This is a genomic window from Phocaeicola sp. (assembly GCF_048170425.1).
Taxonomy (GTDB): Bacteria; Bacteroidota; Bacteroidia; order Bacteroidales; family Bacteroidaceae; genus Phocaeicola.
Window position 1 is genome coordinate 1 of record NZ_DBEXBB010000046.1, and the last position, 12,583, is coordinate 12,583.

Annotated in this window: 25 protein-coding genes; 24 read left to right on the forward strand and 1 reads right to left on the reverse strand. The window is 38.9% G+C overall.

Annotation, left to right across the window (positions count from 1 at the left end; translation table 11 throughout):
- The first annotated feature begins 2 nt into the window (after nt 1–2).
- From rplV to rplQ, 24 genes are all read left to right on the forward strand, one after another.
- Complete coding sequence (rplV, locus tag ACMJ0U_RS01825; protein ID WP_417127805.1) at nt 3–410, forward strand: 50S ribosomal protein L22; 408 nt, start codon at nt 3–5, stop codon at nt 408–410.
- Between the two features lie 6 nt (nt 411–416).
- A complete protein-coding gene (gene rpsC, locus ACMJ0U_RS01830) occupies nt 417–1,148 on the forward strand; it encodes a 30S ribosomal protein S3 (protein ID WP_417127807.1) in 732 nt (243 codons plus the stop codon).
- A gap of 20 nt (nt 1,149–1,168) precedes the next feature.
- Complete coding sequence (rplP, locus tag ACMJ0U_RS01835; RefSeq protein ID WP_007559380.1) at nt 1,169–1,600, forward strand: 50S ribosomal protein L16; 432 nt, start codon at nt 1,169–1,171, stop codon at nt 1,598–1,600.
- A 5-nt stretch (nt 1,601–1,605) separates the two neighbouring features.
- Complete coding sequence (gene rpmC, locus ACMJ0U_RS01840; protein WP_007559379.1) at nt 1,606–1,800, forward strand: 50S ribosomal protein L29; 195 nt, start codon at nt 1,606–1,608, stop codon at nt 1,798–1,800.
- Between the two features lie 11 nt (nt 1,801–1,811).
- A complete protein-coding gene (gene rpsQ / locus ACMJ0U_RS01845) occupies nt 1,812–2,069 on the forward strand; it encodes a 30S ribosomal protein S17 (protein ID WP_417127809.1) in 258 nt (85 codons plus the stop codon).
- 2 nt (nt 2,070–2,071) lie between these two features.
- Nucleotides 2,072–2,437, forward strand: coding sequence for a 50S ribosomal protein L14 (gene rplN, locus ACMJ0U_RS01850; RefSeq protein ID WP_007559377.1), 366 nt, complete (start codon nt 2,072–2,074; stop codon nt 2,435–2,437).
- A gap of 20 nt (nt 2,438–2,457) precedes the next feature.
- Nucleotides 2,458–2,781 (forward strand): 50S ribosomal protein L24, encoded by a 324-nt coding sequence (gene rplX, locus ACMJ0U_RS01855; protein ID WP_007559376.1) that lies wholly within the window; start codon nt 2,458–2,460, stop codon nt 2,779–2,781.
- Nucleotides 2,781–3,338, forward strand: coding sequence for a 50S ribosomal protein L5 (gene rplE, locus ACMJ0U_RS01860; protein ID WP_417127810.1), 558 nt, complete (start codon nt 2,781–2,783; stop codon nt 3,336–3,338). Before rplX ends, rplE begins: the two co-directional genes overlap by 1 nt.
- Nucleotides 3,339–3,344: 6 nt before the next feature.
- On the forward strand, nt 3,345–3,644 hold the full coding sequence (gene rpsN, locus ACMJ0U_RS01865) for a 30S ribosomal protein S14 (RefSeq protein WP_007559374.1): 300 nt from the start codon (nt 3,345–3,347) through the stop codon (nt 3,642–3,644).
- Nucleotides 3,645–3,702: 58 nt separating this feature from the next.
- On the forward strand, nt 3,703–4,098 hold the full coding sequence (rpsH, locus tag ACMJ0U_RS01870; protein ID WP_007559373.1) for a 30S ribosomal protein S8: 396 nt from the start codon (nt 3,703–3,705) through the stop codon (nt 4,096–4,098).
- A gap of 17 nt (nt 4,099–4,115) precedes the next feature.
- On the forward strand, nt 4,116–4,685 hold the full coding sequence (gene rplF / locus ACMJ0U_RS01875) for a 50S ribosomal protein L6 (RefSeq protein ID WP_007559371.1): 570 nt from the start codon (nt 4,116–4,118) through the stop codon (nt 4,683–4,685).
- 21 nt (nt 4,686–4,706) lie between these two features.
- Nucleotides 4,707–5,048 carry a 50S ribosomal protein L18 gene (rplR, locus tag ACMJ0U_RS01880; protein WP_417127811.1) on the forward strand — a complete coding sequence of 114 codons (342 nt, stop codon included), beginning with the start codon at nt 4,707–4,709 and terminating at the stop codon, nt 5,046–5,048.
- A gap of 6 nt (nt 5,049–5,054) precedes the next feature.
- Complete coding sequence (gene rpsE / locus ACMJ0U_RS01885; RefSeq protein ID WP_007559369.1) at nt 5,055–5,570, forward strand: 30S ribosomal protein S5; 516 nt, start codon at nt 5,055–5,057, stop codon at nt 5,568–5,570.
- Between the two features lie 10 nt (nt 5,571–5,580).
- A complete protein-coding gene (rpmD, locus tag ACMJ0U_RS01890; protein WP_007559368.1) occupies nt 5,581–5,757 on the forward strand; it encodes a 50S ribosomal protein L30 in 177 nt (58 codons plus the stop codon).
- Nucleotides 5,758–5,787: 30 nt separating this feature from the next.
- Nucleotides 5,788–6,234, forward strand: coding sequence for a 50S ribosomal protein L15 (rplO, locus tag ACMJ0U_RS01895; RefSeq protein ID WP_117670105.1), 447 nt, complete (start codon nt 5,788–5,790; stop codon nt 6,232–6,234).
- Nucleotides 6,235–6,238: 4 nt separating this feature from the next.
- Nucleotides 6,239–7,585, forward strand: coding sequence for a preprotein translocase subunit SecY (gene secY, locus ACMJ0U_RS01900; RefSeq protein ID WP_417127813.1), 1,347 nt, complete (start codon nt 6,239–6,241; stop codon nt 7,583–7,585).
- 16 nt (nt 7,586–7,601) lie between these two features.
- Entirely contained in the window at nt 7,602–8,399 is a 798-nt protein-coding gene (map, locus tag ACMJ0U_RS01905; RefSeq protein ID WP_417127815.1) for a type I methionyl aminopeptidase, read from the forward strand.
- Nucleotide 8,400: 1 nt separating this feature from the next.
- On the forward strand, nt 8,401–8,619 hold the full coding sequence (infA, locus tag ACMJ0U_RS01910; RefSeq protein WP_002558052.1) for a translation initiation factor IF-1: 219 nt from the start codon (nt 8,401–8,403) through the stop codon (nt 8,617–8,619).
- 15 nt (nt 8,620–8,634) lie between these two features.
- Nucleotides 8,635–8,751, forward strand: a complete 117-nt coding sequence (ykgO, locus tag ACMJ0U_RS01915; RefSeq protein ID WP_002558051.1) for a type B 50S ribosomal protein L36 — start codon at nt 8,635–8,637, stop codon at nt 8,749–8,751.
- A 33-nt stretch (nt 8,752–8,784) separates the two neighbouring features.
- Nucleotides 8,785–9,165, forward strand: a complete 381-nt coding sequence (rpsM, locus tag ACMJ0U_RS01920; RefSeq protein WP_007559362.1) for a 30S ribosomal protein S13 — start codon at nt 8,785–8,787, stop codon at nt 9,163–9,165.
- An 8-nt stretch (nt 9,166–9,173) separates the two neighbouring features.
- Complete coding sequence (gene rpsK / locus ACMJ0U_RS01925; protein ID WP_007559359.1) at nt 9,174–9,563, forward strand: 30S ribosomal protein S11; 390 nt, start codon at nt 9,174–9,176, stop codon at nt 9,561–9,563.
- 117 nt (nt 9,564–9,680) lie between these two features.
- A complete protein-coding gene (rpsD, locus tag ACMJ0U_RS01930) occupies nt 9,681–10,286 on the forward strand; it encodes a 30S ribosomal protein S4 (protein ID WP_417127816.1) in 606 nt (201 codons plus the stop codon).
- An 11-nt stretch (nt 10,287–10,297) separates the two neighbouring features.
- Nucleotides 10,298–11,290, forward strand: a complete 993-nt coding sequence (locus tag ACMJ0U_RS01935) for a DNA-directed RNA polymerase subunit alpha (protein ID WP_007559357.1) — start codon at nt 10,298–10,300, stop codon at nt 11,288–11,290.
- A 3-nt stretch (nt 11,291–11,293) separates the two neighbouring features.
- Nucleotides 11,294–11,788, forward strand: coding sequence for a 50S ribosomal protein L17 (gene rplQ, locus ACMJ0U_RS01940; RefSeq protein ID WP_417127818.1), 495 nt, complete (start codon nt 11,294–11,296; stop codon nt 11,786–11,788).
- A 211-nt stretch (nt 11,789–11,999) separates the two neighbouring features.
- On the opposite strand, the gene ACMJ0U_RS01945 is transcribed toward rplQ, so the two are convergent.
- On the reverse strand, nt 12,000–12,431 hold the full coding sequence (locus ACMJ0U_RS01945) for a SufE family protein (protein ID WP_417127820.1): 432 nt from the start codon (nt 12,429–12,431) through the stop codon (nt 12,000–12,002).
- Nucleotides 12,432–12,583 lie beyond the last annotated feature (152 nt).

Here is a 12,583-nt window from a genome sequence, read left to right on the forward strand (position 1 = left end):
TAATGGGAGCAAGAAAAAAAATATCGGCTGAAAAGAGAAAAGAAGCCCTTAAAACCATGTATTTTGCAAAATTGCCAAATGTGCCTACTTCTCCGCGTAAAATGCGTCTCGTGGCTGACATGATTCGTGGCATGGAGGTAAATAGAGCACTTGGTGTCTTGAAGTTTTCTTCTAAAGAAGCTTCTGCAAGAGTGGAAAAATTATTACGCTCTGCTATTGCTAACTGGGAACAGAAAAACGAACGTAAGGCTGAAGACGGCGAATTGTTTGTAACTAAGATTTATGTTGACGGGGGAGCAACCTTGAAAAGAATGAGACCGGCTCCGCAGGGTAGAGGTTACAGAATTCGTAAACGCTCAAACCATGTGACTTTGTTCGTTGATTCTAAGAATACTAATGATAAAAATTAAGAGTAGATGGGACAGAAAGTTAATCCGATAAGCAACCGTTTAGGAATTATCAGAGGATGGGATTCTAATTGGTACGGTGGCAAGAATTATGGTGACGCTTTGCTGGAAGACAGCAAAATTCGTAAATATCTGAATGCCAGACTTGCAAAAGCCAGCGTTTCAAGAATCGTTATTGAACGTACTCTGAAATTGGTGACAATTACTGTATGTACTGCTCGTCCGGGTATTATCATTGGTAAAGGTGGTCAGGAAGTTGACAAACTGAAAGAGGAGTTGAAGAAGATTACCGATAAAGATATCCAGATTAATATCTTTGAAGTTAAGAGACCGGAACTTGATGCTGTGATTGTGGCTAACAATATCGCTCGTCAGGTAGAAGGTAAAATTGCTTACCGTCGCGCTATCAAGATGGCTATTGCCAATACTATGCGTATGGGAGCTGAAGGTATCAAAGTGCTGATCTCTGGTCGTTTGAATGGTGCTGAAATGGCTCGTTCAGAAATGTATAAGGAAGGACGTACTCCATTACATACTTTCCGTGCAGATATTGACTACTGTCATGCTGAAGCTTTGACAAAAGTGGGTTTGCTGGGTATCAAGGTTTGGATTTGCCGTGGAGAAGTGTATGGAAAACGTGAGTTGGCTCCAAACTTCACTCAGAGCAAGGAAAGCAGCCGTGGAGGAAACGGTAACAATGGTGGAAAGAATTTCCGCAGAAAGAAAAATAACAATCGCTAACGATTTGAATTTTAGGAATTATGTTACAACCGAAAAAAACAAAATTCAGAAGACAGCAGAAAGGTAGTGCTAAAGGTAACGCCCAAAGAGGACATCAGTTGGCTTTTGGTTCTTTTGGCATCAAGTCTCTTCAGACAAAATGGATTACAGGTCGTCAGATAGAGGCAGCTCGTATTGCTGTAACAAGATATATGCAGCGTCAGGGTCAGATTTGGATTCGTATTTTCCCGGACAAACCTATTACTCGTAAGCCTGCTGATGTACGTATGGGTAAAGGTAAAGGTTCTCCAGAAGGTTTCGTTGCACCTGTAACTCCAGGTCGTATTTTGATTGAAGTAGAAGGTGTCTCTTTCGATGTAGCAAAAGAAGCTTTGCGTCTTGCTGCACAGAAACTTCCTGTTACAACTAAGTTTATTGTTAGACGTGATTACGACGCAAGTCAAAATGCTTAATTGATATGAAGATTGCAGAAATTAGAGAAATAGCTACCAACGAATTGGCAGAAAGAATTCAGACAGAAGTTGCCAATTACAATCAAATGGTTTTAAATCATTCGATCTCTCCGCTGGAAAATCCTGCACAGATTAAGAAGTTACGCAGAACTATTGCGCGTATGAAAGCAGAATTGCGTCAGAGAGAACTTAACAAATAATAATGGTCCTCATGGAAGCTAGAAATTTAAGAAAAGAAAGAACAGGTGTTGTAGTTAGCAATAAAATGGATAAGACCATTACTATTGCTGCTAAGTTTAAGGAAAAACACCCTATTTATGGTAAGTTCGTTTCTAAAACGAAAAAATACCACGCTCATGACGAAAAGAATGAATGCCAGATTGGCGATACTGTTCGCATCATGGAAACTCGTCCTTTGAGTAAAACTAAGAGATGGAGATTGATTGAAATTATTGAAAGAGCTAAGTAATTATGATACAAGCAGAATCCAGACTTACAGTATGTGACAACAGTGGTGCGAAGGAAGCTCTTTGTATCCGCGTATTAGGCGGTACAAAGAGACGTTATGCCTCTGTTGGGGATGTTATTGTAGTTTCAATAAAGAGTGTTATCCCCTCAAGTGATATTAAAAAAGGTGCAGTATCTAAGGCCTTGATTGTACGTACCAAGAAAGAAATCCGTCGTGCTGACGGTTCTTATATCCGTTTTGATGACAATGCTTGCGTGCTGCTGAATAACGCAGGTGAAATTAGAGGAAGTCGTATTTTTGGCCCGGTTGCGAGAGAATTGCGTAATGCGAACATGAAAGTGGTTTCACTTGCACCTGAAGTACTTTAATTTTGTAAAAGATTTAAGTAATGAGTAAATTACATATTAAAAAAGGCGATACAGTTTACGTTAACTCTGGTGAAGATAAGGGTAAAACTGGCCGCGTATTGAAGGTTCTTGTTAAAGAAGGACGTGCACTGGTAGAAGGTATCAATATGGTATCTAAAAGTACCAAACCTAATGCAAAGAATCCTCAGGGGGGTATTGTGAAGCAGGAAGCTCCTATTCACATCTCTAACCTGAATCCTGTAGATCCGAAAACAGGAAAACCGACTCGTGTGGGTAGAAGAGAAAGTTCTGATGGAAGAACATTTGTTCGTTATGCTAAAAAATCAGGAGAGGAGATTAAATAATGAGTAATACTGCTAGCCTTAAGAAAGAATATGCAGAGCGCATTGCTCCTGCTTTGAAGAATCAATTCCAGTATTCTTCATCAATGCAAATCCCTGTACTCAAGAAGATTGTTATCAATCAAGGCTTGGGTATGGCGGTAGCTGACAAGAAGATTATTGATGTGGCAATCAATGAGTTGACTGCTATTACAGGACAGAAAGCTGTGGCTACTGTTTCTCGTAAAGATATCGCTAATTTTAAGTTGCGTAAGAAAATGCCTATCGGCGTGATGGTAACTTTGCGCCGTGAAAGAATGTATGAATTCCTTGAAAAACTGATTCGTGTTGCATTGCCACGTATCCGTGACTTTAAAGGTATTGAAAGCAAATTCGATGGAAGAGGAAACTATACATTGGGTATTCAGGAACAGATTATCTTCCCTGAAATCAACATTGATAGCATCACCAAGATTTTAGGTATGAACATTACTTTTGTAACTTCTGCTCAGACTGACGAAGAAGGTTATGCTTTGTTGAAAGAATTCGGATTACCGTTTAAAAACGCTAAAAAAGATTGATAAGATATGGCAAAAGAATCAATGAAGGCTCGTGAAGTAAGAAGAGCTAAACTTGTTGCTAAATATGCTGAGAAGCGTGCTGCGTTGAAGAAGATTGTAAATTCTGGTGATCCTGTAGAAGCTTTTGAAGCTGCTCAGAAGTTGCAGGCTATCCCTAAGAACGCTAATCCTATTCGTTTACACAATCGTTGTAAACTGACTGGCCGTCCTAAAGGTTATATCCGTCAGTTTGGTATTTCACGTATTCAATTCCGTGAAATGGCTTCAAACGGTTTGATTCCTGGCGTTAAGAAAGCAAGCTGGTAATTTATTTTTTTATTAAATATTGTCAGGGTAGTCCTGATTAATTTAACAATTAATTTTTATGACAGATCCAATCGCAGATTATCTCACAAGATTGAGAAATGCAATTAGTGCTAAGCACAGAGTGGTGGAAGTACCTGCTTCAAATTTGAAAAAGGAAATTACAAAGATCCTTTTTGATAAAGGTTACATCCTGAACTACAAGTTTGTTGAAGACGGTCCTCAGGGTACAATTAAGGTAGCTCTGAAGTATGATGCAGTTAACAAGGTTAACGCAATCAAGAAACTTGAAAGAGTATCTACTCCAGGTATGCGTAAGTATACTGGATACAAAGACATGCCGAGAGTTATTAATGGATTAGGTATTGCTATTATATCTACTTCCAAAGGTGTTATGACAGACAAAGAAGCTGCTGAACTGAAGATTGGTGGTGAAGTTCTTTGCTATGTATATTAATGTTAGGAGGATAAGCAATGTCAAGAATTGGTAAATTACCCATTAGTATCCCTGCTGGAGTAACAGTTACTCTGAAGGAAAATGTTGTGAACGTAAAAGGACCTAAAGGTGAGTTGAGTCAGTTTGTAAATCCTGCTATCATTGTAGAGGTTGCAGATGGACACGTGGTGTTGAAGGAAAACGAAGAAGCTATGCTTGATAACCTGAAACAGCGTCATGCATTCCATGGTTTGTATCGTGCTTTGATTAATAACATGGTTGTAGGTGTTTCTGAAGGTTACAAGAAAGAACTGGAATTAGTCGGTGTAGGTTACCGTGCTTCTAATAACGGTAATATCATTGATTTCGCTTTGGGTTATACTCATAATATCTTTATGCAGTTGCCTCCTGAAATCAAGGTTGAAACTAAATCTGAAAGAAATAAGAACCCTCTTATCATATTGGAATCTTGTGACAAACAGCTGCTTGGTCAGGTTTGTTCAAAAATACGTTCTTTCCGTAAGCCTGAACCTTACAAAGGAAAAGGTATTAAGTTTGTTGGTGAAGAAATTCGTAGAAAGTCTGGTAAGTCAGCTGGCGCTAAATAATTCACATAAAACCGTACAATTATGACAACAAAAATAGAAAGACGTATTAAGATTAAATATAGAGTACGCAATAAGATTTCAGGTACTGCTGAACGTCCGCGTATGAGTGTGTTTAGAAGTAACAAGCAGATTTATGTTCAGGTTATCGACGATTTAAGTGGTAAGACACTGGTTGCTGCTTCATCTTTGGGCATGGAAGTTATGCCTAAGAAAGAACAGGCTGCTAAAGTTGGTGAGCTGATTGCAAAGAAAGCTCAGGAAGCTGGTATTACGACTGTCGTATTCGACCGTAATGGTTACTTGTATCATGGGAGAGTAAAAGAAGTAGCTGACGCTGCTCGTAACGGTGGACTTAAATTTTAATGAATTATGGCAGTTAATAATAGAGTTAAGATCACTAACGATATAGAGTTAAAAGATAGATTGGTTGCAATCAACCGTGTTACTAAGGTTACAAAAGGTGGTAGAACTTTTAGCTTCTCTGCAATTGTAGTAGTAGGTAACGAAGATGGTATCATTGGCTGGGGTCTTGGTAAAGCTGGTGAAGTGACAGCTGCAATCGCTAAAGGTGTGGAAGCTGCAAAGAAGAACCTGACTCGTGTTCCGGTATTGAAAGGTACTGTTCCTCACGAACAGTCTGCTAAATTTGGTGGAGCTGAAGTATTTATTAAGCCGGCTTCAACAGGTACTGGGGTAGTAGCAGGTGGTGCTATGCGTGCCGTGCTGGAAAGTGTAGGTGTAACAGATGTTTTGGCTAAGTCTAAAGGATCTTCAAATCCTCACAACCTGGTTAAGGCTACTATCTTGGCTTTGAGCGAAATGAGAGATGCTCGCATGGTTGCTCAGAACAGAGGTGTAAGTTTGGATAAAGTATTTAGAGGATAAGGAGGAACGTATGTCAACTATTAAGATTAAACAAGTAAAGAGTAGAATTGGTGCTCCGGCTGATCAGAAAAGAACTTTGGATGCACTTGGTCTCCGTAAATTGAATCGTGTGGTTGAACACGAAGAGACTCCTTCAATTCTGGGTATGATTGAAAAGGTGAAACACCTGGTCGCAATCGTTAAGTAATATATTGTTAACAATAAAGGATCTTACAATATGAATTTAAATAATTTACGTCCCGCAGAAGGTTCTGTCAAAACTAGAAAAAGAGTTGGTCGTGGTGCTGGTTCAGGTTTAGGCGGTACTTCTACAAGAGGACATAAAGGAGCAAAATCAAGATCTGGCTATTCAAAGAAGATTGGTTTTGAAGGTGGTCAGATGCCGCTTCAACGTCGTGTTCCGAAATTTGGTTTTAAGAATATTAACCGTGTTGAATACAAAGCTGTTAATCTTGACACTATTCAGAAATTGGCTGAAGCTAAGAATCTGTCTAAGGTAGGTATTAACGATTTGATTGAAGCTGGTTTCATCTCTTCTAACCAATTAGTGAAAGTTCTTGGTAACGGTAGTTTAACTACTAAGCTTGATGTAGAAGCAAATGCTTTTTCTAAGAGCGCAGTAGCTGCAATCGAAGCCGTTGGTGGTAATGCAGTAAAACTCTGATTCAATGATAAAATCTATTGAAACATTAAAGAATATATGGAATATTGAGGATCTGAGAAAACGGATCCTCATTACTATATTGTTTGTTGCAATTTATCGATTTGGTTCCTATGTCGTATTGCCAGGTATCAATCCGGATATGCTGTCTAAATTGCATGAACAGACGAGTGAAGGTCTTCTTGCCTTGTTGAATATGTTTTCTGGGGGTGCTTTCTCAAATGCTTCTATTTTTGCACTTGGAATTATGCCTTATATCTCTGCATCCATCGTGATTCAGTTGCTGGCTATTGCAGTACCATATTTCCAGAAATTACAACGTGAGGGTGAAAGCGGGCGTCGAAAGATTAATCAGTATACTCGTATCCTGACAATCATTATTTTGATTTTCCAAGCTCCATCTTATCTGATCAACTTGAAAATGCAAGCAGGGCCTGCCCTTAATGCTTCATTAGATTGGACTTTCTTTATTATAACTTCGACTATCATTCTGGCAGCAGGTAGTATGTTCGTTCTGTGGCTTGGTGAAAGAATCACTGATAAGGGTATCGGTAATGGTATTTCATTAATTATCATGGTGGGTATTATTGCTCGTCTTCCGCAGTCTTTCTCTGGTGAGTTTGTTTCTAGACTTGCTTCTCCAGGTGCAGGAGGTATCATTATGTTCTTGATAGAACTTGTTTGTTTGCTGGCTGTGATAGCTGCTGCTATCTTGTTGGTTCAGGGGGTTCGTAAGGTGCCTGTACAATATGCAAAACGTATTGTTGGAAATAAGCAATACGGTGGCGCAAGACAGTATATTCCTTTGAAGGTGAATGCTGCAAACGTAATGCCTATCATCTTTGCTCAGGCGATTATGTTTATTCCTATCACAATTGTAGGTTTCTCTAATATGGAGAATGCAAGCGGCATAACTCGTGCCTTGATTGATCATACAAGTTTCTGGTACAATTTTGTTTTTGCGGCATTGATTATACTTTTTACTTATTTCTATACTGCAATCACAATCAACACTAACCAGATGGCAGAAGATATGAAGAGAAATAACGGTTTTATTCCGGGAATAAAGCCGGGTAAGAACACTGCAGAATATTTGGATGTAATTATGTCTCGTATTACACTGCCGGGTTCTATATTCTTGGCTATTATTGCTATTCTGCCTGCTTTTGCCGGTCTTTTCGGAGTTCAAGCTGAATTTGCTCAATTTTTTGGTGGTACATCTTTGCTGATTCTTGTAGGAGTTGTTTTGGATACTCTCCAGCAGGTTGAAAGTCATTTGCTGATGCGCCATTATGATGGATTGTTGAGTTCGGGAAGAATTAAAGGACGTTCCGGTAATGTAGCTGCTTATTAAAAACTACTCGTCTCGAATGATATTTTTAAAGACAGATGATGAAATAGAGTTGCTTCGTCAGAGTAATCTCCTTGTCGGGAGAACTCTGGCTGAAGTGGCTAAAATGATAAAGCCGGGAGTTACTACCAAACAATTGGATAAGATTGCGGAGGAGTTTATTCGTGATCATGGGGCTATACCAACTTTTAAAGGCTTCCCTAATCCATATGGTTCTCCTTTTCCTGGGACATTATGTACATCGGTAAATGATCAGGTTGTTCATGGGATTCCCAACGATATTCCTTTGAAAGACGGTGATATTGTTTCGGTGGATTGCGGTACTTTCATGAATGGTTTTTGTGGTGATTCGGCTTATACTTTCTGTGTAGGTGAAGTTGACCCTGAAATCGTGAAATTGCTGAAGGTTACTAAAGATTCCCTTTATAAGGGCATTGAAAATGCGGTTCATGGAAAGCGCCTTGGTGATATAGGTTACTCGATTCAAGAATATTGTGAATCTTATTCTTTTGGTGTTGTTCGTGAGTTTGTTGGCCATGGTATTGGAAAGGAGATGCATGAAGATCCTCCAGTTCCTAATTATGGTCGGCGTGGCACGGGAACTTTGTTAAAAAAGGGAATGTGTATTGCGATTGAACCAATGATAACGATGGGTAACCGACAGATTGTAATGGAAGAGGACAGATGGACGATTCGAACAAGAGACCGTAAATGTGCCGCACATTTTGAACATACGGTAGCTGTAGGCGTGGGAAAGGCTGATATATTATCATCATTTGAATTTATAGAACAAGTTTTAGGAGATAAAGCAATTTAATATGGCAAAGCAATCCGCAATAGAACAAGATGGAGTTATCGTTGAAGCATTGTCGAACGCAATGTTTCGTGTAGAGCTAGAAAACGGACATGAGATTACAGCTCATATTTCTGGCAAAATGAGAATGCATTACATTAAGATATTACCCGGAGATAAAGTAAGGGTTGAGATGTCACCTTATGATTTGTCTAAAGGAAGAATCGTTTTTAGATACAAATAAAAGAAAATATAAGATATGAAAGTAAGAGCATCATTAAAGAAACGTACGCCGGAATGCAAAATTGTTAGACGTAATGGCCGTTTGTATGTTATTAACAAGAAAAATCCTAAGTATAAACAACGTCAAGGATAATTTATTATTTTTGCAAAAAAAATAATTTAGTATATGGCTATAAGAATAGTTGGTGTAGATTTGCCTCAGAATAAAAGAGGTGAGATTGCGTTGACATACGTATATGGTATCGGACGCAGTAGTTCAGCAAAAATTTTGGATAAAGCAGGCGTAGATCGTGACCTGAAAGTAAAGGATTGGACTGATGATCAGGCTGCTAAGATTCGTGAAATCATAGGTGCTGAATATAAGGTTGAAGGTGATCTTCGTTCTGAAATCCAGTTGAACATTAAGCGATTAATGGATATTGGTTGCTACCGTGGTGTTCGTCACCGTTTGGGGCTGCCCGTTAGAGGTCAGAGCACAAAGAACAATGCTCGTACACGTAAGGGAAGAAAGAAAACAGTTGCAAATAAGAAAAAAGCTACTAAATAATTGTTAATATGGCAAAAAAAACAGTCGCAGCTAAAAAAAGAAATGTCAAGGTTGATGCTAATGGACAGTTGCATGTTCATTCTTCATTCAATAACATTATCGTTTCTTTGGCAAATAGCGAAGGCCAAATTATTGCATGGTCTTCTGCAGGTAAGATGGGATTTAGAGGTTCTAAGAAGAACACTCCTTATGCAGCTCAGATGGCTGCCCAGGATTGTGCAAAAGTGGCATACGATCTTGGCCTGAGAAAGGTAAAGGCTTATGTAAAGGGTCCTGGAAACGGACGTGAGTCTGCAATTAGAACTGTACATGGAGCTGGAATTGAAGTTACAGAGATTATTGATGTAACTCCATTGCCTCACAACGGTTGTCGTCCTCCTAAAAGAAGAAGAGTATAATAAAGATAACCTATTTAGATGTAACTTGATTTTGTTAAATAATGGATTGCAATTCCTTTCTGTAATCGCGGCTGCAACAAATTGAGTTCATGAATAACAATTAAATTAAGAAAGAAAATGGCTAGATATACTGGACCAAAAACTAAAATTGCACGTAAATTCGGTGAAGCAATCTTTGGAGCAGATAAAGTTTTGTCTAAGAAAAACTATCCTCCTGGACAACATGGTAACAACCGTCGCAGAAAAACTTCTGAATACGGTGTCATGTTGGCTGAAAAGCAGAAAGCTAAATATACTTACGGTGTGTTGGAGAAACAATTCCGTAACATGTTTGAGAAAGCAGCAAGTATGAACGGTATTACTGGTGAAATCTTGTTGCAGAGTCTTGAATGTCGTTTGGACAACGTAGTGTTCCGTTTGGGTATTGCACCGACTCGTGCTGCTGCTCGACAGCTTGTTGGTCACAAGCATATTACTGTAGATGGTAAGGTTGTAAACATTCCTTCTTTCTCTGTAAAACCGGGTCAGTTGGTAGGTGTTCGTGAAAAATCTAAGTCTTTGGAAGTTGTTGCTAACTCTCTGGCTGGATTTAACCACAGCAAATATCCTTGGTTGGAATGGGATGAAAACTCTAAGACAGGTAAATTGTTGCATGTGCCAGAAAGAGCTGACATTCCTGAAAACATTAAAGAACACTTGATCGTTGAATTGTACTCTAAATAATAATTAATTTCATGGCGATATTAGCATTTCAAAAACCTGATAAAGTATTAATGTTGGAAGCGGATTCCAAATTCGGGAAATTCGAATTCCGTCCGCTTGAACCCGGTTTCGGTATTACCGTAGGTAATGCTTTACGCCGTATTCTTCTTTCTTCGTTGGAGGGATATGCAATTAACACTATCCGTATTGAAGGTGTGGAACATGAATTTGCTACAATTCCGGGGGTGAAGGAAGATGTCACTAACATTATCTTGAATCTGAAGCAAGTTCGATTCAAGCGAGTAGTTGAGGAATTCGAAAATGAGAAGGTAAGCATTACCGTTGAGAATTCTACTGAATTTAAGGCAGGTGATATTGGTAAGTATTTGACCGGATTTGAAGTGTTAAATCCTGAATTGGTTATTTGCCATTTAGATTCAAAAGCAACTATGCAGATAGACATTACAATCAACAAAGGTCGTGGTTATGTTCCGGCTGATGAAAACCGTGAATTTTGTACTGATGTGAATGTAATTCCTATCGATTCTATTTACACTCCGATTCGTAATGTGAAGTATGCGGTAGAAAACTATCGTGTAGAACAGAAGACTGACTATGAAAAGTTGGTGCTGGAGATTACGACGGATGGTTCCATTCACCCGAAGGAAGCGCTGAAAGAAGCTGCAAAAATTTTGATTCACCACTTCATGCTGTTCTCTGATGAAAAGATTACTCTTGAGACATCAGATGCAGAAGGAAATGAAGAATTTGATGAAGAAGTATTGCACATGCGTCAGTTGCTGAAGACCAAATTGGTTGATATGGATTTGTCAGTTCGTGCCTTGAACTGTTTGAAAGCTGCCGATGTAGAAACATTGGGTGACTTGGTTCAGTTTAATAAGACCGATCTGCTGAAGTTCCGTAACTTCGGTAAGAAATCGCTCACTGAGCTTGATGATTTGCTCGAGAGTCTGAATCTTTCGTTTGGAACAGATATTTCTAAGTATAAATTAGACAAAGAATAAACAATGAGACATAATAAAAAATTCAACCATTTAGGTCGTACTGCTTCTCACAGAAATGCAATGCTGTCAAACATGGCATGTTCTTTGATTAAGCACAAAAGAATCACTACGACTGTTGCGAAGGCTAAAGCTTTGAAGAAGTTCGTTGAGCCGCTGATTACTAGATCTAAAGATGATACAACTAACTCACGCCGTGTTGTATTTAGCAATCTTCAGGACAAATACGCTGTAACTGAACTGTTCAAAGAAATCTCTGTAAAAGTTGCTGATCGTCCGGGTGGTTACACTCGTATTATCAAGACTGGTCACCGTTTAGGTGATAACGCTGAAATGTGTTTCATCGAATTGGTAGACTACAACGAGAACATGGCTAAGACAGCTGCCAAGAAAGCTACTCGTACCCGTCGTTCTAAGAAATCAGCTGCAACTGTAGAAGCACCGGCTGCTGAAGCTACTGCAACTGAAGCTACTACAGAGGAAGCCCCTAAAGCTGAATAATTCTGTAACATGCTATATATTTGAGAAGGCTATGCATTTGCATAGCCTTTTTTATGCCCTGTTTTGAGAAAGTATGCATTCACTATAGTACAATATTTTAACGTGAGTTCGATATAAAATCGGGTAATTATCGAATATCACTAAAAAGGCTCGTGAAATCAGATTTAAACCTGTTTCACGAGCCTTTTTAGTGATTACTTGTATAATCAGATTATGCCTCTTGCATTTTGGCTTTAAATGCTAAGGCATACATGCGCATTTGTTTTACCATGGCAAGCAGACCGTTACTACGGGTTGGTGAAAGATGTTCCTTCAGACCAATCTTCTCGATGAAGTAAAGCTCTGATTCCAGGATTTCGTCTGGTGTGTGTCCAGATACTACCTGGATAAGCAGAGATATGATACCTTTTACGATTAATGCGTCGCTTTCTGCCTGAAATACCACTTTCCCGTCTACCAGATCAGCTTGCAGCCAAACCCGGCTTTGACAGCCTTCAATCAGGTTCTGCTCAGTTTTGTATTTCTGCTCAAGTGGTTGCTGGTCATTACCTAGGTCAATCAGCAGTTGATATTTGTCCATCCAATCGTCGAAGTCGCTGAATTCTTCAATCACTTCGTCCTGGAGTTCATTGATAGTTTTCATTGTGATAGTATTTAACGTGAGTTCGAAATAAGAATAAATATATTTCACTGATAATTAGAAACATAGCGATAAAAGTATTAAATTTATAGTGCTGAATTATAACATTTAAACGATTACCACTATGTTTCCAGAGTCTAAAGTTACAGAGATTT